The sequence below is a fragment of the Micromonospora sonchi genome, from assembly GCF_014646235.1.
In the GTDB taxonomy this organism is placed as follows: domain Bacteria; phylum Actinomycetota; class Actinomycetes; order Mycobacteriales; family Micromonosporaceae; genus Micromonospora; species Micromonospora sonchi.
Genome location: NZ_BMNB01000010.1, coordinates 190460 through 211218, shown reverse-complemented (window position 1 = coordinate 211218; position 20759 = coordinate 190460). Strand labels below are relative to the sequence as shown.

The following is a 20759-nucleotide window of genomic DNA, read 5'->3' as shown; positions in this document are numbered from 1 at the left end:
CTCATGATCAACGGACAGAGAGTGGGGGCGGCGGGGAGGGGAGGGCAGCTGGGCGGGGTGGCGCGGGGCACAGCGCGTGGGGCATCCTAGGAACCTAGCTGATGAGGGAGGCGGGTGTGCAGATCAATCCGGGCGCCGCGGAGTTTCCGCACCGACAGATCGCCGCGCAGCTCAAGACACAGATCCGGCGCGGCGACTGGGGGCCGGGTGAGCGGCTGCCGTCCATTCCGGCCATCGCGGAGATGTTCGGGGTGGCGAAGCAGACCGTGCAACGCGCCGTCGACCAGCTGCGGGTCGAGGGCGTCCTGATCACCAAGCCCGGCTCGGGTACGTACGTGCGGGGCACCCGGCGGCGGCTCAACCGCCTCTCCCGCGGTCGCTACGGCGGCTTCCGCGGCTACCACACCGACCTGGCCGCCCGGTACCGGCAACAACTGGTCTCCGTCGGCCGTTCCCCCGCCCCGCCCGAGGTGGCCGACGCGTTCGGCGTACCGGACGGCACCGAGCTGCTCTGCCGCCGGCACCTGGTCCGCACCGATGACTCACCGGTCGAGGTGGGCGCCTCCTGGTTCCTGCCCGCCGACACCACCGGCACCTCGCTCGAGCGGGCCGAGGCCTTCGGCCGCCCGCTCTACCAGGAGGCCGAGGAGGCCACCGGCCGGCGGTACGCGACAGCCACCGACACGATCACGGCCCGCCAGCCCAGCCGGGAGGAGGCGGAGACCCTCCAGATCCGACCGGACACCCCCGTGCTGCACCTGCTGCACGTCGCGTACGACCCGCACCGCAAGCCGATCGAGGTGGCCCAGGCCACCTGGCCCGGCCCGGTCACCACCCTCACCGAGGAGTACAAGATCCCCGCCCCCACCGAGGCCCCCGACCCCGACCCCGACCCCGGTCTCGTGCTCGGCTAAGGGCTGCCCCCTCCGCCGCCCGAGCGCTCACGATCTGACCCTTCTCGCTGCGAGGCGTCTCGAAGAGACTCGCGATCTTGCACTTTTCGTCGCCGCAAAAGCCATGAAAGCCGCGTAACAGCGACCGAAACTGCAAGATCGCCGAGGCGTCGAAGCGCGGGGGCGGGGGCGGGGGGTTAGAGGTTCAGGCCTAGGAGGGCGTCGAGGGTGGTGGCGAAGAGGGCGGGGGCGGCCGGGTCGTCGGTTGCGCCGGCCAGGGCGCGGTCGGCCCACTCGTCGGCCAGTCGCAGGGCGCCAGGCGAGTCCAGGTCGTCGGTCAGGCGGTCGCGTACACCGGCCAGGAACGCCTCCCCGGACGGCCCGGCGGGTGCGGCGGCGGCCCGGCGCCAGCGGGCCAGTCGCTGCTGGGCGGCCGCCAACAGGTCGTCGGTCCACGGCCGGTCGGCGCGGTAGTGGCCGGAAAGCAGCGCCAGCCGCACCGCCATCGGGTCGACCCGGTCGGCGCGCAGCCGGGAGACGAAGACCAGGTTGCCGCGGGACTTGGACATCTTCTCGCCGTCCAGGCCGATCATCCCGGCGTGCACGTAGTGCGCGGCGAACGGCGCCGCCCCGGTCAGCCGCTCGGCGTGGGCGGCGGAACACTCGTGGTGCGGAAAGAGCAGGTCGTTGCCGCCGCCCTGCACGTCGATGGTGGCCCCGAGCAGGTCCAGGGCGATCACCGCGCACTCGATGTGCCAGCCCGGCCGCCCCGGCCCGAGGTCGCCGCCGGGCCAGGAGGGTTCGCCGTCGCGGGCGCCGCGCCACAGCAGCGGGTCGAGCGGGTCGCGCTTGCCGGCCCGGTCCGGGTCGCCACCCCGTTCGGGGAAGATCTCCAGCATCTCGGTACGCGACAGGTTCGACTCGTAGCCGAAGCGGGGCGCGGCCGAGATGTCGAAGTAGACGTCGCCGGTGCCGTCGTCCAGGCGGTACGCGGCACCGTCCTTGAGCAGCATCAGCACCTTCTCGGCGATGTCCGGGATCGACTCGACGGCGCCCACGTAGTGCGCCGGCGGGATCATCCGCAGCGCCTCCATGTCCTCCCGGAACAGCGCCGTCTCCCGCATCGCCAGGACCCTCCAGTCCTCGCCGTCGCGCTCGGCCCGCTCCAGCAGCGGATCGTCGATGTCGGTGACGTTCTGCACGTACCGCACCTCGTGGCCCGCGTCGCGCCACATCCGCTGCACCAGGTCAAAGGCGATCATGGTGGCGGCGTGACCCAGGTGGGTGGCGTCGTACGGGGTGATGCCGCAGACGTACATCGTCGCGGCGCCGTCGGGCTCGGTCGGGTGCACGCCCTGCCGTGCCGAGTCGAACAACCTCAGCGGCCCGCTCCTGCCCGGCAACCGCGGCACCTCGTGCCCCACCCAAGATTCCATGTCCGCCAGCCTAACGAGCGGCGGGGCGCACGCACGCCGGCTCCGCAGTGATCAACGCCTCAGGTTCACAGGGGTGGCCACGGTACGGCCGGCCAGTCCTGCGGCGGCTGCGGGAACCGGCCGTCGGCGCGCAGCCGGTCGATCCGGACCGCCAGCTCGGTGACCTCGCCGATGGTGAGGTGCTCGGCCAACTCGTCGCCGAGCGGACCGGCGACCTGGCGGGCAAGCCGGTCGAGCGCCTCGACGGCGTCGTCGGGCAGCGGCCGGCCGGCCCAACCCCAGAGGACCGTACGCAGCTTCTCCTCCACGTGGAAACTCACCCCGTGGTCGACCCCGTGGATCCGGTCGTCCGGGCCGCGTAGGACGTGCCCGCCCTTGCGGTCCGCGTTGTTGATCACCGCGTCGAAGACCGCGAGCCGGGCCAGCCGGGGATCGTCGGCGTGCGCCAGGGCGTACGGGGTGCCCTCGTCGTCGCGGGCCGCGGCGACCGGGATCCATCGGGGCGGCAGCGCGTCGGCCGGTACGAACGCGACCAGCGGTTCGGTGTCGGGCGGCTCGTCGATCCAGAGCTGGCACGAGCCCGGGCCGAACGGCCCCGCCCGCAGCACCGTCGGTGGCACCAGGCCCCAGCCGGTGGCCGCGGAGACCAGGTAGGCGGCGACCTCGCGGCCGGCCAGCGTGCCGTCCGGGAAGTCCCACAGCGGCCGCTCGCCGCGCACCGGCTTGTAGACGCACCGGGCGGCCGCGCCGGCCAGGGTGAGGATGCCGCGCAGGGTGGTGTTCGACGCGTCGACCAGCCGCCCCTCGACGGTCAGTTCGCCGTCGCGCAGCAGACGCAGTGCGGCGGCACCGTCGCGCCGGGGTGCCAGGCCGGACGAGGTCACCGGTGGTAGCCGTTGTTCCGGGGGCAGAGGTGACCGGCCGGGTCGAGCGGCTGGCCGCAGAGCGGGCAGGGGGGACGTCCGGCGTTGACCACCCGGCGGGCCCGTTCGATGAACGCGCGGGTCTCCTCGGGGGTCAACCGCACCCGGAGCCGGTCGAGATCCTCGTCGGGCTCGACGTCGTCGGCCTCGTCGTCCTCCTCCGACTCGCCCAACTCGATCTCGGTCTCCGCCTCGCCGACCGCGATCGCCTCGATCACCACGGTCGCGGTGTCCGCGTCGAAGGCCAGGCCCAGGGTGCCGACCCGGAACTCCTCGTCGACCGGCGTCTCCAGCGGGTCGTTGTCACCGAGCGAGGCCGGCGCTTCGGGCAACTGGACCCCGAATCGGCGCTGCGCCTCGGTGAGCAGTTCCTCCAGCTTCTCGGCGAGCAGGGAGACCTGGACCTTTTCCAGCGCGACGCTGACCAGCCGGCCGCCGCCGCGCGCTTGGAGGAAGAAGGTGCGCTCCCCCGGCGGCCCGACGGTCCCGGCGACGAACCGCTCCGGCGGCTCGAAGGCGTGCACCTGGTGGGTCATACCAGAGACCCTATCCGGCGCCTCCGCGTGCCGCGCACCCCACCGACCCGAATCGCTGCCCGGTGGGCCGGCGTCGGTCGGCTCACCCGGACGCTCCCGTACCGCCGCCGACCGCGGCGTCCGAGTCCGCCGGGCGGCTGGCCCGCCGACGCCGCTTGGGCGGCGGCGGGACCAGGGCGTTCAGGTCACCGCCGATGTCGTTGAGCCGGAGCAGGAAGGGACGCAACGGGGTGTAGCGGATCGCGGTCACCGACGCCGGGTCGACCACGATCCGCTGAAAAAGATCCAGGTGTACGCCGAGCGCGTCGGCGACGATGGCCTTGATCACGTCGCCGTGGCTGCACGCCAGCCAGACCGCCTCGGGGCCGTGTTCGGCGGTCAGCCGGGCGTCCCAGGCGCGTACCGCCGCCACCGCACGGGCCGCCATCTGCGCCATCGATTCGCCCTCGGGAAAGACGGCCGCGCTGGGGTGCTGCTGCACGACCGGCCAGAGCGGTTCCTTGGCCAGCTTCTTCAGCGGCTGCCCCTCCCAACTGCCGTACCCGCACTCGATGAGTCCCTCGTCGACCACCGGCGCCGCCTGCGGCAGCGCCAGCGCGACGGTCTGCCGGCAGCGGATCAGCGGGCTGGTCACGACGGCGGCCAATGGCACCGCCCGCAGCCGCTCGCCCACCGCTTCGGCCTGCGCCCGGCCGGTCTCGTCCAGCTCGACCGGCTGCCGGCCGGCCAGGCCGCCGTCGGCGTTCGCGGTGGTACGTCCGTGCCGCAGGAGCAAAAGGGTCGCCACCCGACCCACACTAGGCCCACGCCCGGACCTCGACGGGGGCGTGTCGGGTGTTAAGAAGGGGCCCCTGCTCTACCTGAGGCGTTAAGAAGGGGCCCTTCCTTGCATCTCAGGTGGCGGTGATGGTGCCGGTGAGCAGGAGGGCGAAGACCAGGGTGCCGACCGCGACCCGGTAGAGCACGAAGACGTACAGGGTGTGGTGTGCGACGTAGCGCAGCAGCCAGGCGATGGCCGCGTAGCCGACCACGAACGCGATCAGCGTGGCGACGACCATCTGCGCGACGGTGGGCACGGAGGTGCCCGGGGCCGCCGGTTCGAAGACGTCGCCCAGGCTGAATATCCCGGACATCACCACGGCCGGGATGGCCAGCAGGAACGAGTAGCGGGCCGCGGTCTCCCGGGTGAGGTTGAGGAACAGGCCGAAGGTCAGGGTCGCCCCCGAGCGCGACACGCCGGGGATGAGCGCCAGCGCCTGGGCGAAACCCATCACCACGCCGTCGCGCATCCGGAAGTTCTTGAGCGTCCGGGTCTGCCGGCCCCAGTACTCGGCGAACGCGAGCACGAAGGCGAAGACGATCAGAGTGGTGGCCACCACCCACAGGTTGCGGGCGGTCTCCCGGATCTGGTCCTTGAACAGGAAGCCGAAGGCGCCGATCGGGATCGAGCCGATGATCACGTACCAGCCCATCCGGTAGTCCAGGCTGCTACGTACCGAGGAGTCCCAGATGCCGACGACCCAGGTCCGGCCGATCCGCCAGATGTCCTTGGCGAAGTAGAGCAGCACCGCCGCCTCGGTGCCCAACTGGGTGACGGCGGTGAAGGACGCGCCGGCGTCCCGCTCGAAGAAGATCGCCGAGGTGATCCGCAGGTGCCCCGACGAGCTGACCGGCAGGAACTCGGTCAGGCCCTGGACGATGCCCAGGACGATGGCTTCGATCCAGGTCACTCCCCGACTCCCGAGAGGTCCAGGGCCTCGGCGACGGTGCGCAGGGTCTGCACCCCGCTGTCGCGGTCGGCGGCGAAGAGGGTCACCGAGAGGGTGGTCACCCCGGCCTCGGCGAACTGGCGCATCCGCTCCGCGATGCGTTCCTTGGGCCCGAGCAGGGAGGTCCGGTCGATGAACTCCAACGGCACCGCGGCGGCGGCGTCGCGCTGCCGCTTGGCCAGGTAGAGGTCCTGCACCTCGCGGGCGGCGTCGCCGTAGCCCATCCGGGTGGCCAACTGGTTGTAGAAGTTCTGCTGCCGGCTGCCCATGCCGCCGACGTAGAGGGCCGCGTACCAGCGGACCAGTTCGGCGCAGGAGGCGACGTCGTCGCCGACCACGACCGGCACGGAGGGCACCACGTCGAAGCCGGCCAGTTCCTTGCCGGCCCGGGCCCGGCCGGCGCGTACCGCCGCGAGCTGCTCGTCGGCGAACTCGGGGGCGAAGAAGACAGCCAGCCAGCCGTCGGCGATCTCGCCGGCCAGCTCCAGGTTCTTCGGTCCCACCGCGGCCAGGTAGGTGGGGATGTGCTCGCGCGGCGGGTGGAAACCCAGCCGCAGCGCCTTGCCGGGGCCGTCGGGCAGCGGCAGGGTGTAGAAGTCGCCGTCGTAGGCGACCTCCTTACGGGCCACCGCCAGCCGCACGATGTCCACGTACTCCCGGGTGCGCGCGAGAGGCTTGCCGAAGCGTACGCCGTGCCAGCCCTCGGAGACCTGCGGACCGGAGACCCCCAGGCCTAGGCGGAACCGACCGCCGGAGAGCGCGTCGATGGTGGCCGCGGTCATCGCGGTCATCGCGGGCGTACGGGCGGGGATCTGCATCACGGCACTGCCGATGTCGATCCGTTCGGTCTGCCCGGCGATCCAGGCCAGCATGCTCGGCGAGTCGGAGCCGTACGCCTCCGCCGCCCACACCACCGCGTAGCCGAGCCGCTCCGCCTCCTGAGCCAGGGCCAGGTGGTCGGCCGGTGTGCTCCACGCTGTCTGGTATCCGAGGCTTAGCCCGAGTCGCACAGAGTCCTCCCCCATTCGCAGTCGCATCAGGTTACGCAATGCCGGCGGTAGGGACGATCACCGGCTCACCCTCGCGTCGTGGGCAGACTCGACAGGAGCGAGGATGTCGGTTTGGCCTGGTACGAAATAAGGTTCACCCATGCAGCAGCGACCGCTCGGCCGAAGCGGGCTGGCGGTTTCCCGGCTCGCGCTCGGCACGATGACCTGGGGTCGGGACACCGACGCCGACGACGCGGCGGCGCAACTGAAGAGTTTCCTCGACGCGGGTGGCAACCTGATCGACACCGCCGACGTGTACGGCGACGGCGACGCCGAGTCGGTGATCGGCTCCCTGCTGGGCACCCTGGTGCCCCGCGAGGAACTGCTCATCGCGACCAAGGCGGGGTTGCGCCCCGGCGGGGAGCGGCGGCGGGACAACTCCCGGGGGCATCTGCTGCGTACCCTGGACGCCTCGCTGCGCCGGTTGGGCACCGACCATGTGGATCTCTTCCAGGTGCACTGCTACGACCCGCAGACCCCGCTGGAGGAGACCCTCGCAGCGCTGGACCACGCGGTGGCCAGCGGACGGGTGCGCTACATCGGCGTGTCCAACTTCTCCGGCTGGCAGACCGCCCAGGCGGCGGCCTGGCAGACGGCCTGGCCGGGGCGGACGCCGGTGGTCGCCGCCCAGGTGGAGTATTCGCTGTTGGAGCGGGGCGTGGAGCGGGAGGTGCTGCCGGCCTGCGAGGCGCTCGGCCTGGGGGTGCTGCCCTGGTCGCCGCTGGGTCGCGGGGTGCTCACCGGCAAGTACCGGCACGGGCGGCCGGCGGACTCCCGGGCGGTGTCGCCGCACTTCGAACGGTTCGTCGCCACCTACCTGGAGCCGCGCTGCTCCAGCATCGTCGAGGCGGTGGCCACCGCCGCGAGCGGGCTCGGGGTGTCCCCGCTGGAGGTGGCGCTGGCCTGGATCCGGGACCGGCCCGGAGTGACCGCGCCGATCCTCGGCGCGCGTACGGCCGGGCAACTGCTCGGCGCGCTTCAGGTGGAGCGGATGCGGCTGCCCGAGGAGATCACCACGGCGCTGGACGACGTCTCGGCGCTGGAGGTCGGCTACCCCGAACGCGACGGGTGAGCGGCCGGCCCCCGAGACGCGACGCCGGGCGGCCGGCGGCGTGGGTCACCCGGCCGAGAGTGGCGTTCGGGGGTACGGCTGGGCAGCATAGGGGCCATGGACTACGAGTACGCGCCGCTGCGGTTGCCGCCGAATGTCGACCGGTTGACCGCTGCGGCGCAGCTGGCGATCCAGGCCGAGTTCTCCGGGTGGGAGTTGGCTCGGGTACGACTGTTCCGGGACGGCACGCGCCAGGTAATGTTGCGCCGCCGCCGAATCAACACGCCGCAGCCCGGCCTGTCGTACTGAGTCGGCGGCCGGGACCGGTCCCCCGATCCCGGCCGCCTCCGGTGCTCCGGCCACGCCGTCAGCTCGACGGCGCGGACTCAGTGCACGTGGTCGTGCTCGTCGTCGAACTCCGCGAACGGGTGCTCGTCGAGCCGGCCGACCAGGCGGTCGTCGGCCGCGGGCCGGAACGGGCCCGCCGCGTCGTCGTCGTCGAAGGACTCCAGGTCGACCGGGGTGGCGACCTCGCTGACCATCACCACGCCGTCGAGTGGCTCCAACTCCGGCACGTCGAGCGCACCGAGTGAGCCGTCGCCGCTCTGCAGCAGCTCCAGCACCGCCTCACCGACGCCCTCGACCGGCGGCACCTCCTCGTCGGCCGGCAGTCCCTCCCGCCGGGCCGCGTCGGCGACGCGGATCAGCGCCGAGACGCTCGGTACCCGGTAGTCGCGCCGCTGGCGCACCGAGATCACCCGGGAGTGCGGGTCGTCGGGCTCGCCTCCCTCGCCACCACCGAACCGCTGGTCGGCCTCGTCCGGGTCGATCGACTCGACGTCCCACGGGGTGACCTCGCCGAAGGCGTCCATGAGTTGCTCGTCGTACGCGAACGACGCGTTGTTCAACGCGACGTACGCGCGCCAGACGTCGTCGTCGTCGATCCGGCCGGCGGCGGCGCGGACCGCCGCCAGGTGGTGACGGGCCGCTTCGATCACGCGCTCGAGTGCGGCGTCCAGCTCACCGTGCTGGTCGGTCATATGAGGCGTCCCTTTCACGTTGCGAGGTGCCGCGCCCGAACCGGGCGCGGGTCAGCAGGTACGCAGGAACCGGTCGAGAACCCGCACGCCGAACTGTAGTCCGTCCACCGGAACCCGCTCGTCGATGCCGTGGAACAACGCCGAGAAGTTCAGGTCGGCCGGCAGACGCAGCGGCGCGAACCCGAAGCAGCGGATGCCCAGCTGCGAGAAGGCCTTGGCGTCGGTGCCGCCGGAGAGCATGTACGGCACCGGCCGGGCCCCCGGATCCTCGGCCCGCAGCGCGGCCGACATCGCCGCGACCAGGTCGCCGTCGAAGGTGGTCTCCAGCGCCGGCTGCCGCTGGATGTACTCGATCGCGATGTCCGGGCCGACCAGCTCGCGCAACTGCCGCTCCAGCAGCTCCGACTGCCCGGGCAGGCTGCGGCAGTCGATGGTGGCGCTGGCCCGGCCGGGGATCACGTTGTCCTTGTAGCCGGCGGCGAGCCGGGTCGGGTTGGCGGTGTTGCGGATGGTGGCGCCGATGATGTTGGCGATCGGGCCGAGCTTGGCGATCGCGGTCTCCGGGTCCTCCGGGTCCAGCTCGATGTCGAGCACCTCGGCGACCTCCTCCAGGAAGGCGCGTACGGTGTCGGTGACCACCACCGGGAATCGGTGCGCGCCGATGCGGGCCACCGCCTCGGCCAGCGCGGTCACCGCGTTGTCCTCGTGCACCATCGAGCCGTGCCCGGGCCGGCCCCTGGCGTGCAGCCGCAGCCAGTCGATGCCCTTCTGCGCGGTCTCGATCAGGTAGAGCCGCCGGGACTCGTCCACCGTGTACGAGAAGCCGCCCACCTCGCCGATGCCCTCGGTGCAGCCGTCGAAGAGCTCCCGGTGCCGGGTGGCGAGGAAGTGGGCGCCGTACTCGCTGCCCGCCTCCTCGTCCGCGGTGAACGCCAGCACGATGTCACGCGGCGGGCGGACGCCGGTGCGCTGCCAGTGCCGGACCACCGCGAGGACCATCGCGTCGAAGTCCTTCATGTCGATGGCGCCCCGGCCCCACAGGTAGCCGTCGCGCAGCTCACCGGAGAAGGGGTGCACCGACCACTCGTCGGGGTCGGCCGGCACTACGTCCAGGTGACCGTGCACGAGCAGCGCCCCCCGGCTCGGCTCGGTGCCGGGGATCCGGGCGACCACGTTGGCCCGCCCCGGGGCGGACTCGTGGATCACCGGCTCGATCCCGACCTCGGCCAGCTTCTCCGCGACGTACTCCGCGGCGCGACGTTCGCCCGCGCTGGTGAAGTTGTCGCCGGTGTTCGTGGTGTCGATGCGCAGCAGGTCCCGGCAGAGCTCGACGACCTCGTCGGTCGGCGCGGGAAGGGCGGGGTGGGCGTCGCTCGTCATCGCCCCTTCATACCAGCTCACCGTTTCGGCGCGGGGCGGTGCGGGTACTGCGCGCGCGTCCAGGTGCCATATCATCGGGCGCTCCGCCCGCCAGCCGAGGAGGGACCGTGTCCGTCCACCTGCCGCCGCTGCCCCCCACGCCCGGCGACGGCTACCAGCCCGCCGGGCACAGCATCGCCGACACCATCGCCGAGGAGCACCGGCAACTGCTGGCGCTGACCCGGCGGCTGGTCGCGCCGGGCCCGGACCCGGCACACGGCCGGGAGATCCTCGTCGCCGCGCTGTCCCGGCACCTGTCCGCCGAGGAGCAGTACCTCCTACCCGCCGTCCGCCAGGCCCTCCCCGACGCCGACGGGCCGGTCGGTGAGGTGCTGGCCGGTGACGCCGCCCTGCTCATGGCGCTGCGCGGGCTCACCGACGACCGTCTCGCCATGGTGGCCCAGCTGGTCGAGGCGCACGTGACGGCGGTCGACGCGCTGGTGGCGCGGCTCTGCGCCAGCGCCACCGAGGAGGAGTTGATCCGGCTCGGCAATCGGCTGGAGATCGCCGAGGAGGCCGCGCCGACCCGCCCGCACCCGGGCGTGCCGCACACCCCGCCCTGGAACCGGATCGTCGAGCCGGCGGTGGCGCTGGTCGACAAGTTCCGCGACGCGGTCACCGGACGGCGTACGCAACTGAGTGAGCTCCGCAACCTGAGCGAGCCGCCGCCCCACTGAGCGACCTGCGGCACTTTCATGCTCGTTGATCCGTACGGGCCCTTCCGTGGATCGCGGTGTCGCCCTACCGTCACGCTATGAATCTGGAGTTGCGCCACCTGCGGGTGGTCTGCGCCATCGCGGAGACGGGCAGCGTGACCAAGGCGGCCTCGACGCTCGGCCTGGCCCAGCCGGCGCTGACCGCCCAGCTCCAGCGCATCGAACGGACCCTGGGCGGGCCGCTGTTCGAACGGGACCGCCGGGGTGCCCGGCCCACCGCCCTCGGTGAGCTGGTGCTCGCCCGGGCCCGGGTGCTGCTGCCGGCGATGAAGGGCCTCCAGGACGAGGCGGCCCGGCTGGCCGGCGGGGGCGACGCGCCCCGCCGCTACCGGTTCGGCGGGGTGAACAGCCCGATCCTGGGTCGGCTGGTGCACCGGCTCGCCGCCGAGCAGCCGCAGGCGCAGATCACCACGCACGCCTCCTGGTCCGTCGACGAGCTGGCCCAACTGGTCGCCGGTGCACGTCTGGACTACGCGTTGACCGGCGTCTGCGGCGACTCCATCCCGTCGGCGGACTACGGGCTGAGCTGGCGGGAGGTGGCCGTCGACCCGGTCATGGTGCTGCTGCCGGAGACCCATCCGCTGGCCGCGCACGAGGAGGTGGCCCTGGCCGACCTGCGACACGAGCAGTGGGTGGCGGCACCCGGCGACGGCTGCTTCGGCGACTGTTTCGCCGCCGCCTGCGCACGGGCCGGTTTCACCCCCCGCAAGGTGTACGAGGCCGACGTACGCGGCTGCTTCGACCTGGTGGACGCCGGCGCGGCGGTGGCGTTGTGCCAGGCCACCTTCCGGCCGGTGGCCGGCCTGGTGACCCGCCGGCTGGCCGGCACGCCGCTGCGCTGGCGGCTGATGCTGGGCTGGCACCCGGAATCCCCCGCCGCCCGGATGGCCGACCTGGTGCTGGAGACGGCGCTCAGCGCGTACACCGACGCTCTCGCGCCGCACCCGGCGTATCTGGCCTGGCTGCTGCGCAACCCGGCGTTCGGGCTGCGCCGGCCGTTGGCCGCGGTCGTCGAACGCGGGGTGCGAACCGGCTGACGGCGGGTATGTGGCGGGCATGACCGACCTCTATCCCGCTGCCGACGACCGCGAGGTGCTGCGCGAGGCGGCCGCCCGGCACACCACCGCCGTCCGGGAGGTGGAAGCCTTCCTGCGCCGGCTGCCGGAGGTACCCGACCCGGCCGACCTGACCGAGTACGCCAACCTGATCACCCGCGAGGAGCAGACCCGCGCCGACCGTCAAGCCGCCGCCACCACCGCCGGCCTGCTCATCCCCAGCCTGGGCTCCGAGTAGCCCCTCCTCGCCGATCTTGCACTTTTGGTCGCCGATATGGGGGGTATGCCCCATATGGTGCGACCAAAAGTGCAAGATCGCGGAGTACGGGTGGGTGGGGTGGTGGGGTGGGGTGGGTGGGTGGTTAGCGTTCGGCTAGGGGGTCGTGGCCCAGGTCCAGGAGGGAGTGGCGCCATTCGTCGTCGGCGTTGCCTCGTTGGGGACGGGCGGCCGTGAGTGTGCGGATCTGCTCGATCGCGTCCCGCATCACCTCGATGTCCTCGGGGGTCAGGTCGACCTTGCGCTTGCGCAGCACGGCGAGGATCTGCCGGCCCGGCTCCGGCAGGTTGAGGTCCGGGTTCGGGCCGAACGCCTCCTCGCCGGAGCCCCGGGTCAGCAGCCACTGCCGCAGCTGCTCGGACGGCACGTTGACCTCGGCGTGAAAGTCCTCCCAGAGCACCTCCACCTCGGGGTCGAGTCGCTTCTCGCGTACCATCACTCCTCCTTGTTCGACGGCGGCTCGGGGGTCTCCGGGTGCCCCTGGTGGGTCTGCCCGTCCAGGCCCTCCTCCGGCACCTGCACCCGGCGGGGGTTCGCCGTCGGCGGGGCCAGGATCGGCTCGCTACGGTCGTCGTCCTCGTCCCGGTTTTGTTCCGGTTCGGTCATCGGTACCCTCCCGGTCAGCGGGGATGCGAGGTCGCAGCCGCCGTGTAGCCGCGCTCGCCGGCCGTCACGTCGAAGGTGAGCCGCCCGTCCCGGCCGTCGACGGTGACCCGTTGGCCCGGTGAGAGCTGCTGTTCCAGCAGCATCCGGGAGAGGTGGTTGTCCACCTCCCGCTGGATGGTCCGGCGCAGCGGCCGGGCACCGTACTCCGGCTGGTAGCCGTTCTCGGCGATCCAGTCGATCCCGGCGGTGGTGAACTCCACCTCGATGTCCTGGGCGTGCAGCCGGCGGCGGGTCTCCTCCAGCAGCAGCTCGGTGATCTGCCGCAGCTGCGCGGCCTCCAGCCGACGGAAAATGATCACCTCGTCGATGCGGTTGAGGAACTCCGGGCGGAAGTTCTCCTGCAGCCGGCGCATCAGCCGATCCCGCAGCTCGTCGCTCTCCTGCCCGCCGCCCGGCTCACCGGCGCCGAAGCCGACCGCCCGTTGGCTACCGGTGATCAGCTCCGAACCGAGGTTGCTCGTCATGATCAGTACGGTGTTCTTGAAGTTGACCGTCCGGCCCTGGCTGTCGGTGAGCCGCCCGTCGTCGAGCACCTGCAACAGGATGTTGAACACGTCGGGGTGCGCCTTCTCGATCTCGTCCAGCAGGACCACCGCGTACGGGCGGCGGCGCACCGCCTCGGTGAGCTCGCCCGCCTCCTCGTACCCGACGTAGCCCGGGGGCGCGCCGACCAGCCGACTGACCGTGTGCCGTTCCTGGAACTCGCTCATGTCCACCCGGACCATCCGGTCGGCCTCGCCGAAGAGCGCCTCCGCCAGGGCCCGGGCCAGCTCGGTCTTGCCGACACCGGTGGGGCCGAGGAACAGGAAGCTGCCCATCGGGCGGTTCGGGTCGGCCAGCCCGGTGCGGGAGCGGCGTACCGCCTCGGCCACCGAGGTGACCGCCTCGTCCTGCCCGACCACCTTCTCGTGCAGCTGGCCCTCCAGGCGCAGCAGCCGGTCCCGCTCCTCCTCGGTGAGCTGGCTGGCCGGAATGCCGGTGGCCCTGGCGACCACCTCGGCGATCTCGTCCGGCCCCACCTCGGGCACCTGGGTGGCGCCGCCCTCCTCGCCGCGCGCCCGGCGTACCTGTTCCTCCAGTTCGGAAACCCGGTCGCGCAGCGTGGAGGCGCGTTCGTACTGCTCGTCGGCGACCGCCTGCTCCTTGTCCCGGCGTACCTCATCGAGCTGCTGCTCCAGGTCGCGCACGTCGGCGGCGGGGGTGCGGGTGCGCAGCCGGACCCGGGCGCCGGCCTGGTCGATCAGGTCGATCGCCTTGTCCGGCAGGTAGCGGTCGGTGATGTACCGGTCGGCGAGTTCGGTGGCGGCGACCAGCGCCTCGTCGGTGAACCGCACCTGGTGGTGTGCCTCGTAGCGGTCCCGCAGGCCGCGCAGGATGGCCACGGTGTCCTCGACGGTGGGCTCGGGCACGAACACCGACTGGAACCGCCGGGCCAGCGCGGCGTCCTTCTCGATGCTGCGGCGGTACTCGTCGAGCGTGGTCGCGCCGATCACCCGCAACTCGCCGCGGGCCAGCGCCGGCTTGAGCATGTTGGACGCGTCCATCCCGCCCTCGCTGCCCGCGCCGCCCGCGCCGACCAGGGTATGGATCTCGTCCAGGAAGACGATCAGCTCCTCCCGGTGCGCCCGGATCTCGTCGATCACCTTCTTCAGCCGCTCCTCGAAGTCACCCCGGTAGCGGGTGCCGGCGACCAGCCCGGCCAGGTCGAGCTGCACCACCCGCTTGCCGAGCAGGGTCTGCGGTACGTCACCGTCGCAGATCCGCTCGGCCAGGCCCTCGACGATGGCGGTCTTGCCGACGCCGGCCTCGCCGATCAGCACCGGATTGTTCTTGGTACGCCGGGAGAGGATCTCCACCGCCTGCTCGATCTCGTCGGCGCGCCCGATCACCGGGTCGATCTGGTCGTTGCGGGCCAGTTCGGTGAGGTCCTGGCCGTACTGGTCGAGGGTGGGGGTGCCCCGGTCCGGCCGGGGGCCGCCCATCGGACCGCGCTCGGCGTTGGCGGCCTGCAACGCCTCGGGCTGGATCCGACCGGCGGCGAGCATCCGACCGGCCGGCGACTCGGGGTTGAGCGGCAGCGCCATCAGGATGTGTTCTGGGCCGATGTAGTTCGCCCCCATCGCCCGGGACAACTGGTGGGCGTCGAGCAACGCCCGCTTGGCCGCCGGGGTCAGTGACAGGTTCGGCGGGACCTCGCCCTGCGGTGCCCCGTCCCCCCGCCCACCGAGCGCGTTGAGCAGGGTGTCCGGGTCCGCGCCCGCCCGGCGTAGCAGGTCACGCAGCGGCTCGCGCTGCAACGCCGCCCAGAGCAGGTGGTCGGTGTCCAGGTCGTTGCTGTGCTTCTGGGCCGCCCGCCGCGCCGCGTCGGCCAGCATCTCCCGGGCATCGGCGGTCATCAGCCGGGTGATGTCGACCCGGTGCGCGGGCCGGCGCCCGCCCTCGCCCCGACCGAAGTACCGGGCCAGGAACTCGTCCCACGGGTCCGAGCCGAAGTCGCCGGGTCCAATCATCTCTGTCCTCCGCGGTTCGGCGCGAGACGGTCGGCACGGGCTACCCCGCCCCCGGCCGGACAAACGCCACCGCTCCGCACCGCCGGCGCGGCCGGCGGGCGGGTTGCCCGGCGGGGTGGCAGGGTGGGCGGATGAACCAGACTCCGCTGCTCATCGTCGACGCCGCCAACGTGGTCGGGTCCCGCCCGGACGGCTGGTGGCGCGACCGGGCCGGGGCCACCGCCCGGCTGCGGGACACCCTCGCGCCGCTGAGCGGGCACGGGGTCCCGCCGGAGCTGCCGCCGCCGGTCGAGGTGGTGCTGGTGGTCGAGGGCGCCGCCCGGCAGGTGCCCGGGATCGACGGGGTGCGGGTGGTGGCCGCACCGGGTTCCGGCGACGACACCATGGTCGACCTGGTCGCCGCCGCCGGTGACCGGCGCCGGCTGGTGGTCACCGCCGACCGCGCGCTGCGCGACCGGGTCACCGCGCTCGGCGCCGAGGTGTACGGGCCGCGCTGGCTGCGCGGCGACGCTTGGCGAACGCGTCCATCAGGACGGCCGGGGGGTCGGGCGCGCGGCGCGGGATGAACGCGTCCGCCGGGCGGTCGGGAACCACGCGGTGGCGCTGGGTGAGTCGCCGCACCCGGGTCCCGCGAACCGGACTCACGGCGCGGGCGGTCGACAACCGGTCAGCAGGGCGGGAACACTGACAGGGCACGTGTCCTTTCCCGACCGCATAGGCTCTAATGGAGTCCTCCCGGCCCCCAGGAGGTTCCGCGTGGCGAGCGTCGCCGAGCTCAAGGCAGCCATCGATGTCGCACTTCAGCAGATCGGTGACGGCCAGAGCGCCGTGCAGGCCGCCGGCGAGAAGCTGGCCGAGGCACAGCAGACCCTCGCCGGCGCGCTGGAGGGCAGCGGCCACGCCACCGTGGAGGCGGCCCAGGCGTCGTTGACCCAGGCCGGCCAGGAGCTTGAGGAGTGCCTCGCCGCGACACTCGTCGCGATCGAGCAGGCTCAGCAGTACGTCGCGACGCTGTAGGGGCGGGCGTGTCCATCGTCGAGGATGTCGGCGCACAGGTCCGTGCCACCGCCGAGGAACTGCCGCTCGGTCTGCTCGGGCAGGCGCTGGAGAAGTTCGGCCTGGCCACCGAGCGGCTGCGCTGGGTACGCCAGGAGTCGGCCAACCCGATGGGCGTGCCGGAGCTCTCCGCCGCCACCGAACACGCCGAGACCGCCGGGTACGCGCTGCGGGTGGCCCAGGAGCAGCTGAGCGCGTACCTGGCCGCGATCGGGCTGGCCCCCGACGGCGCGCCGCCGCCCACGGGTCGGCAGGAACGCCGACCCGCGCACGACGCGCCCCGGGGCGACGAGCCGGTGGCGGTGGCACCGGAGTCCCCCGGCGAGGTGCGGTTGCGCCGCTGGTGGTCGGTGCGGGTGGCGGAGCTGACCGGGGGGCGCGAAGGCCCTCCGGAGGAGCCCGACGAGCGGATCGCCGACTCCCGCGAACTGCTGCGCCGGGTGGTGCGCGGCGTGCGCGCCGGCGACCGTGACCGGCTGCACCGGGAGCTGCGCGGGGCGCACGCCGATGTCGGCATGGGGCTGGCCGCGGTGGCCCCGCCACTGCTGCGCGACCTCGCCGGGGAGCTGCTCGGACATCCGCCGCGCGGCGACGACCTGGCCCGGTTGCACCGCGAGCTGGACGGCCGGGTGCGCGACCTGCTGCCCGGCCTGCCCGCACCGGTGCTGGACACCCTGCTGACCCGGGTCTGCCGGATGCCCCCGCCGCGCCGCGACGGTGGCGAGCAGCCACACGCCGCCGACCCGGCGGTCACCGCCGGAGTCCTCGCCGGCGTCCTGCTCGACCGCCTCGGCCGCGACCTGCCCGATGACGACGAAAGGAAGGGCCCCCTGTTAACGCCTGACGTGGTAAAGGGGCCCCCTGTTAACACCACCGGCGGCACCGCGCCCGGCACCACCGGCGGCTCGCGGCCGGCGCCGAGCACCGCTGGCGGCTCGAGGCCCGCGCCTCGCACCGGGAGCACCGGCCGGCCGGGGCGCGGGATCGATGGCTGACCGGCGTAACCAGTTGGTCGGCCGGGTCCGGGAACTGCTCGCCGAGGCACTCGGCGCGTCCCGCACCCGGTCGGCCGTGGCGCAGACCGCCCTGGCCACCGCGCGCGAGCGGGCGGTACGCGTACGCCGGGCCGCCGCCGGCGTACCGGAGCGGGTCGGCGCCGAACGCGACCGGCGGTTGGCCGAGATCGAGAGCCGGCATTCGTCGGGCCTGACGGAACTGGCACGGCGGGCTGCCGAGGCCGCGGCCCGGGAAGCGCCCGGTGCCGGTTCGACGAACTGGTCGGCGTGGCAATCCACTCCGGCCGAGCGGGCCGAACCGCCGGGTGCCGCGCGGATCGGCACGCTGCGGCTGAACGGACCGGGTGACCGCCGGGGTCCGCAGGCCGGCGACGACCACCAACCGGTGCCGGCGCTGGTGGCGCTGCTCGACGGCGGGCACGTGGCACTCGACGGTGATCCGGCGGGCTGCGCGGCGGTGGTGTCCGCGTTGCTGCTGCGCAGCCTGGGCCGGGCGGCACCGGGCAGCGTACGGCTGGTCGGCTACGACCCGGACCACCTGGGCGGCGGGCTGGCGGGCTTCGCCCCACTCGGTACGGCCGGGCTGCTCACCTTCGTCGGGCCGGGCGGCCTGGGAGGGCTGCTGGACGACCTGGTGGAGCAGATCCGTCGGATCAACGAGACCGTGCTCGCCGGCGAGCACGCCTCGCTGCGGGAGCTGGCCGCCGCGACCGGCCGCCGGCCGGAGCCGTGGCGGGTGGCGGTGCTGCTCGGTGGGGACGAGCTGTCCCGACACGAGCGCGGCCAACTGGACCGGGTGGTCCGCGCCGGTGCCGCGTGCGGCGTACACCTGATCGTGCGTGGCGTGCCGCTGCCGGACGATCCGGCGGTGGCCCGGGTGATGGTCACCGCCGACGGCGCCCACATCGGCACCCTGCCGGTACGCCTCGACCCGCCGCCGCCGGCCGCGCTGGTCACCGAGACCTGCCGCCGGATCGCCTCGGTGGTCAGCGCCGGACCGGCCCCGACCCCCTTCACCGACCTGCTGCCCCCGCCCGAGCAGATGTGGCGGGAGGATTCGGCGACCGGCCTGACCGCGCCGATCGGCGAGGGACCGCAGGGCCGGCCGGTGCTGCTGACCCTCGGTGACTACCCGCCGCACGCGCTGATCGGCGGCCCCTCCGGCACCGGCAAGACCAACCTGATCTTCGCCTGGATCGGTGCCCTGGCCGCCCGCTACTCCCCCGCCGAGCTGGAGTTCTACCTGCTCGACTTCAAGGAGGGGGTGTCCTTCGCCCGGTTCGCCCAGGGCCGGCGGGATCCGAGCTGGCTGCCGCACATGCGGCTGGTCGGCATCAACGTCAACACCGACCGTGAGTTCGGTCTGGCGCTGCTGCGGTTCCTCGCCGAGGAGTTGCGCCGCCGAGCCGACGCCGCGAAGAAGCACGAGGTCACCAAGCTGGCCGAGCTGCGGGCGGTGGATCCGACCGGGCAGTGGCCCCGGATCGTGGCGGTGGTGGACGAGTTCCAGATGCTGCTGGCCGGCCGGGACGCGGTGGCCCGGGAGGCGGCCGACCTGCTGGAGGACCTGGCCCGTCGGGGCCGGTCGCAGGGCATCCACCTGGTGCTGGCCTCGCAGGACGTACGCGGCATCGAGGCGCTGTGGGGCCGTCCGGCGCTGGTCGCCCAGTTCACCCTGCGGATCGCGCTGCCCAAGGCGCTGCGTATTCTCGCCGAACGCAACGACGCCGCCCAGTCGCTGCCGAAGTTCCACGCGGTGGTCAACGCCGAGTCGGGGTTGTCCGAGGGCAACCAGGTGGCCCGGATCCCCTCGGCCAGCGACTGGGAGACCTGGAGCGAGCTGCAGCACCGGTTGTGGCGGATGCGCCCGGCCGAGGCGGCGCCGGCCCGACTCTTCGACGGCGATGCGATTCCCCGGCTGGCCGACGCGCCGGACTTCCGGGCCTTGCGCGCACCGGAGGTCGGTACGCCGCGCGGCCCAGTGGCCCTGCTCGGCGAGATCATCGACGTGCAGGCCCGGTCGGCGGCGCTGCGGCTGCCCCGGGCCCCGGGGCGCAACCTGGCCGTGCTGGGCACCCGGGTCGACGAGGCGTGCGCGGTGTTGGACGCGGCGGCCCGCTCACTGGCCCGGCAGCACCGCCCGGGCAGCGCCCGCTTCTCCATCGCCTGCCTGGACCCGGACGCCGACCCGGCGGCCCGCGCGCTCTACGAGGAACTCGCCGACGACGCCGCCTGGTACGACGAGGAGAGCGTGACCGAGCTGATGGCCGAGACAGCCGATGGCCTCGGTGGGCCGGGCGCCACCGGCACACCGCACTACCTGCTGCTGTTCGCCGTCGACGCGGCGGCCGGCGCGCTGGCCGCGCGGGTCGGGCGGGCGAGCGGGCTGGAGCACCTGCGCCGGATCCTGCACGACGGTCCGGAGCGACGCACGCACGTGCTGGCCTGGTGGCGAGGGGTGGCCCGGATGCGCGCCGACCTGGGTGGCGCGGGTGCCCGGACCGACCAGATCGGCGCCTGGGTGGCCCTGGACATCCACGGCGGGGAGCTGAGCGGTGCGCTGTATCCCGGCACCAGTGGGCCGGACTGGTACCCCCGCCCGTGGCGGGGTCTCTTCTTCGACCGGGCGGTGCACCGCACCGGGCAGACCATCATCCCGTACGGACCGGCACGATGAACGAACCGGTGACCAGTCAGACGTACGCGGCCCAGCTGCGGCGACTCGCCGAGCTGACCGCGCGGGTGCGCGAGCAGCGGGAGGAGGCGTACGCCTGGCACGAGCAGCAGTGCGCGGCGGCCGACCGCGCCGTGGCCGAGTCGGCCGACGAGGTCAACCGGGCCGAACGGGAGCTGGTCGCGGCCCGCGAGACGCAGGAGCGGGTCGACGCCGAGGTGGCGGTGCTGTGGCAGGAGCTGAACTCCCGGCTGGGTGGGGGCGGGCGCCGGGCCGGCACGCCCCCGGCCCCCCGACCGGACGCCACCGGCGACCCGGAGCCGCTGCTGGAGGCCGCGCGGGATCTGCTGCGCCGCACCCGCCAGCCGGGCGAGCTGCCGAGCGGCGTGAACCCGCTGCTGGCGCTCTGCGGAGTGGCCGGGGCGGTGCTGGCGTATGCCCTGGGCGCCGGGGCCCGCGCGCTGGCCGCGCGCACCGACGGGGAGTTGGCCGTTGGCCTGCCGGTGCTGGCCCTGGTGGTGACGCTGCTCGGCCCGGTGCTGGGGCTGATTCCGGCGCGCCTGATTGCCGACCGCCGGCACGCCGTGCTCAGCCCCCGCCCGATGATCATCGTCGTCATCGCCGGCCTGCTGACCACCCTCCCCCTCCTCCTCGCTTCCTGACCCGCCCACCC

General features: G+C 73.4%; 22 protein-coding genes. 11 read left to right on the top strand and 11 right to left on the bottom strand.

Features of this window, described 5'->3' with window-relative positions; translation table 11 throughout:
- Window positions 1-116: 116 nt before the first annotated feature.
- On the top strand, window positions 117-914 hold the full coding sequence (locus tag IEY61_RS13480) for a GntR family transcriptional regulator (RefSeq protein ID WP_189044105.1): 798 nt from the start codon (window positions 117-119) through the stop codon (window positions 912-914).
- A 176-nt stretch (window positions 915-1090) separates the two neighbouring features.
- Here IEY61_RS13480 and mshC read toward each other — a convergent pair whose 3' ends face one another.
- The 6 genes from mshC to IEY61_RS13450 all read right to left on the bottom strand — a co-directional run bounded on the left by mshC (window position 1091) and on the right by IEY61_RS13450 (window position 6567).
- A complete protein-coding gene (gene mshC / locus IEY61_RS13475) occupies window positions 1091-2329 on the bottom strand; it encodes a cysteine--1-D-myo-inosityl 2-amino-2-deoxy-alpha-D-glucopyranoside ligase (protein WP_189044073.1) in 1239 nt (412 codons plus the stop codon).
- 65 nt (window positions 2330-2394) lie between these two features.
- A complete protein-coding gene (locus IEY61_RS13470) occupies window positions 2395-3213 on the bottom strand; it encodes an SCO1664 family protein (protein WP_189044071.1) in 819 nt (272 codons plus the stop codon).
- Window positions 3210-3788 carry a DUF3090 domain-containing protein gene (locus tag IEY61_RS13465; RefSeq protein ID WP_189044069.1) on the bottom strand — a complete coding sequence of 193 codons (579 nt, stop codon included), beginning with the start codon at window positions 3786-3788 and terminating at the stop codon, window positions 3210-3212. The genes IEY61_RS13470 and IEY61_RS13465 overlap by 4 nt, the downstream gene beginning before the upstream one ends.
- An 82-nt stretch (window positions 3789-3870) precedes the next feature.
- Window positions 3871-4584, bottom strand: coding sequence for a histidine phosphatase family protein (locus tag IEY61_RS13460; RefSeq protein ID WP_189044067.1), 714 nt, complete (start codon window positions 4582-4584; stop codon window positions 3871-3873).
- 97 nt (window positions 4585-4681) lie between these two features.
- Window positions 4682-5518: an undecaprenyl-diphosphate phosphatase gene (locus IEY61_RS13455; RefSeq protein ID WP_189044065.1), complete on the bottom strand. Its 837-nt coding sequence runs from the start codon at window positions 5516-5518 to the stop codon at window positions 4682-4684.
- The gene (locus IEY61_RS13450; RefSeq protein ID WP_189044103.1) at window positions 5515-6567 is read right to left on the bottom strand and encodes an LLM class F420-dependent oxidoreductase; all 1053 of its coding nucleotides are present in this window, start codon (window positions 6565-6567) and stop codon (window positions 5515-5517) included. The genes IEY61_RS13455 and IEY61_RS13450 overlap by 4 nt, the downstream gene beginning before the upstream one ends.
- Window positions 6568-6706: 139 nt before the next feature.
- On the opposite strand from IEY61_RS13450, the gene IEY61_RS13445 reads away from it, so the two are divergent.
- Both IEY61_RS13445 and IEY61_RS13440 read left to right on the top strand, forming a co-directional pair.
- Window positions 6707-7678: an aldo/keto reductase gene (locus tag IEY61_RS13445; protein ID WP_189044063.1), complete on the top strand. Its 972-nt coding sequence runs from the start codon at window positions 6707-6709 to the stop codon at window positions 7676-7678.
- Between the two features lie 96 nt (window positions 7679-7774).
- Window positions 7775-7966 (top strand): DUF5703 family protein, encoded by a 192-nt coding sequence (locus IEY61_RS13440; RefSeq protein WP_189044061.1) that lies wholly within the window; start codon window positions 7775-7777, stop codon window positions 7964-7966.
- A gap of 77 nt (window positions 7967-8043) precedes the next feature.
- Here the strand turns inward: IEY61_RS13440 and IEY61_RS13435 are convergent, their stop codons facing one another.
- A complete protein-coding gene (locus IEY61_RS13435) occupies window positions 8044-8697 on the bottom strand; it encodes a hypothetical protein (protein ID WP_189044059.1) in 654 nt (217 codons plus the stop codon).
- A 51-nt stretch (window positions 8698-8748) separates the two neighbouring features.
- On the bottom strand, window positions 8749-10077 hold the full coding sequence (locus tag IEY61_RS13430) for a M20/M25/M40 family metallo-hydrolase (RefSeq protein ID WP_189044057.1): 1329 nt from the start codon (window positions 10075-10077) through the stop codon (window positions 8749-8751).
- Between the two features lie 107 nt (window positions 10078-10184).
- On the opposite strand from IEY61_RS13430, the gene IEY61_RS13425 reads away from it, so the two are divergent.
- From IEY61_RS13425 to IEY61_RS13415, 3 genes are all read left to right on the top strand, one after another.
- Window positions 10185-10793, top strand: a complete 609-nt coding sequence (locus IEY61_RS13425; protein WP_189044055.1) for a hemerythrin domain-containing protein — start codon at window positions 10185-10187, stop codon at window positions 10791-10793.
- Window positions 10794-10870: 77 nt separating this feature from the next.
- Window positions 10871-11869: a LysR family transcriptional regulator gene (locus tag IEY61_RS13420; protein WP_189044053.1), complete on the top strand. Its 999-nt coding sequence runs from the start codon at window positions 10871-10873 to the stop codon at window positions 11867-11869.
- Window positions 11870-11888: 19 nt separating this feature from the next.
- A complete protein-coding gene (locus IEY61_RS13415; protein WP_189044051.1) occupies window positions 11889-12125 on the top strand; it encodes a hypothetical protein in 237 nt (78 codons plus the stop codon).
- A 124-nt stretch (window positions 12126-12249) separates the two neighbouring features.
- Here IEY61_RS13415 and IEY61_RS13410 read toward each other — a convergent pair whose 3' ends face one another.
- The 3 genes from IEY61_RS13410 to IEY61_RS13400 are packed head-to-tail and all read right to left on the bottom strand — an operon-like array spanning window position 12250 to window position 15340.
- Window positions 12250-12600: a DUF3140 domain-containing protein gene (locus IEY61_RS13410; RefSeq protein WP_189044049.1), complete on the bottom strand. Its 351-nt coding sequence runs from the start codon at window positions 12598-12600 to the stop codon at window positions 12250-12252.
- Window positions 12600-12770: a hypothetical protein gene (locus tag IEY61_RS13405; protein ID WP_189044047.1), complete on the bottom strand. Its 171-nt coding sequence runs from the start codon at window positions 12768-12770 to the stop codon at window positions 12600-12602. The genes IEY61_RS13410 and IEY61_RS13405 overlap by 1 nt, the downstream gene beginning before the upstream one ends.
- A gap of 14 nt (window positions 12771-12784) precedes the next feature.
- Window positions 12785-15340 carry an ATP-dependent Clp protease ATP-binding subunit gene (locus IEY61_RS13400; protein WP_189044045.1) on the bottom strand — a complete coding sequence of 852 codons (2556 nt, stop codon included), beginning with the start codon at window positions 15338-15340 and terminating at the stop codon, window positions 12785-12787.
- A gap of 131 nt (window positions 15341-15471) precedes the next feature.
- Between IEY61_RS13400 and IEY61_RS13395 the strand changes: the two genes are divergently transcribed.
- The 5 genes from IEY61_RS13395 (at window position 15472) to IEY61_RS13375 (ending at window position 20748) form a co-directional block, all read left to right on the top strand.
- Window positions 15472-15906 (top strand): PIN domain-containing protein, encoded by a 435-nt coding sequence (locus IEY61_RS13395; RefSeq protein WP_189044043.1) that lies wholly within the window; start codon window positions 15472-15474, stop codon window positions 15904-15906.
- 190 nt (window positions 15907-16096) lie between these two features.
- On the top strand, window positions 16097-16357 hold the full coding sequence (locus tag IEY61_RS13390; RefSeq protein WP_189044040.1) for a hypothetical protein: 261 nt from the start codon (window positions 16097-16099) through the stop codon (window positions 16355-16357).
- 8 nt (window positions 16358-16365) lie between these two features.
- Window positions 16366-17391 carry a hypothetical protein gene (locus tag IEY61_RS13385; protein WP_229705874.1) on the top strand — a complete coding sequence of 342 codons (1026 nt, stop codon included), beginning with the start codon at window positions 16366-16368 and terminating at the stop codon, window positions 17389-17391.
- On the top strand, window positions 17384-20089 hold the full coding sequence (locus IEY61_RS13380) for an FtsK/SpoIIIE domain-containing protein (RefSeq protein WP_189044039.1): 2706 nt from the start codon (window positions 17384-17386) through the stop codon (window positions 20087-20089). The genes IEY61_RS13385 and IEY61_RS13380 overlap by 8 nt, the downstream gene beginning before the upstream one ends.
- Complete coding sequence (locus IEY61_RS13375) at window positions 20086-20748, top strand: hypothetical protein (RefSeq protein WP_189044037.1); 663 nt, start codon at window positions 20086-20088, stop codon at window positions 20746-20748. Before IEY61_RS13380 ends, IEY61_RS13375 begins: the two co-directional genes overlap by 4 nt.
- Window positions 20749-20759 lie beyond the last annotated feature (11 nt).

Excerpts from the sequence above, each read along its gene's own strand:
- mshC (WP_189044073.1), bottom strand. The coding sequence starts at position 2,329 with ATGGAATCTTGGGTGGGGCACGAGGTGCCGCGGTTGCCGGGCAGGAGC.
- IEY61_RS13465 (WP_189044069.1), bottom strand. The coding sequence starts at position 3,788 with ATGACCCACCAGGTGCACGCCTTCGAGCCGCCGGAGCGGTTCGTCGCC.
- IEY61_RS13445 (WP_189044063.1), top strand. The coding sequence starts at position 6,707 with ATGCAGCAGCGACCGCTCGGCCGAAGCGGGCTGGCGGTTTCCCGGCTC.
- IEY61_RS13440 (WP_189044061.1), top strand. The coding sequence starts at position 7,775 with ATGGACTACGAGTACGCGCCGCTGCGGTTGCCGCCGAATGTCGACCGG.
- IEY61_RS13435 (WP_189044059.1), bottom strand. The coding sequence starts at position 8,697 with ATGACCGACCAGCACGGTGAGCTGGACGCCGCACTCGAGCGCGTGATC.
- IEY61_RS13430 (WP_189044057.1), bottom strand. The coding sequence starts at position 10,077 with ATGACGAGCGACGCCCACCCCGCCCTTCCCGCGCCGACCGACGAGGTC.
- IEY61_RS13420 (WP_189044053.1), top strand. The coding sequence starts at position 10,871 with ATGAATCTGGAGTTGCGCCACCTGCGGGTGGTCTGCGCCATCGCGGAG.
- IEY61_RS13415 (WP_189044051.1), top strand. The coding sequence starts at position 11,889 with ATGACCGACCTCTATCCCGCTGCCGACGACCGCGAGGTGCTGCGCGAG.
- IEY61_RS13410 (WP_189044049.1), bottom strand. The coding sequence starts at position 12,600 with ATGGTACGCGAGAAGCGACTCGACCCCGAGGTGGAGGTGCTCTGGGAG.
- IEY61_RS13405 (WP_189044047.1), bottom strand. The coding sequence starts at position 12,770 with ATGACCGAACCGGAACAAAACCGGGACGAGGACGACGACCGTAGCGAG.
- IEY61_RS13400 (WP_189044045.1), bottom strand. The coding sequence starts at position 15,340 with ATGATTGGACCCGGCGACTTCGGCTCGGACCCGTGGGACGAGTTCCTG.
- IEY61_RS13395 (WP_189044043.1), top strand. The coding sequence starts at position 15,472 with ATGAACCAGACTCCGCTGCTCATCGTCGACGCCGCCAACGTGGTCGGG.
- IEY61_RS13380 (WP_189044039.1), top strand. The coding sequence starts at position 17,384 with ATGGCTGACCGGCGTAACCAGTTGGTCGGCCGGGTCCGGGAACTGCTC.
- IEY61_RS13375 (WP_189044037.1), top strand. The coding sequence starts at position 20,086 with ATGAACGAACCGGTGACCAGTCAGACGTACGCGGCCCAGCTGCGGCGA.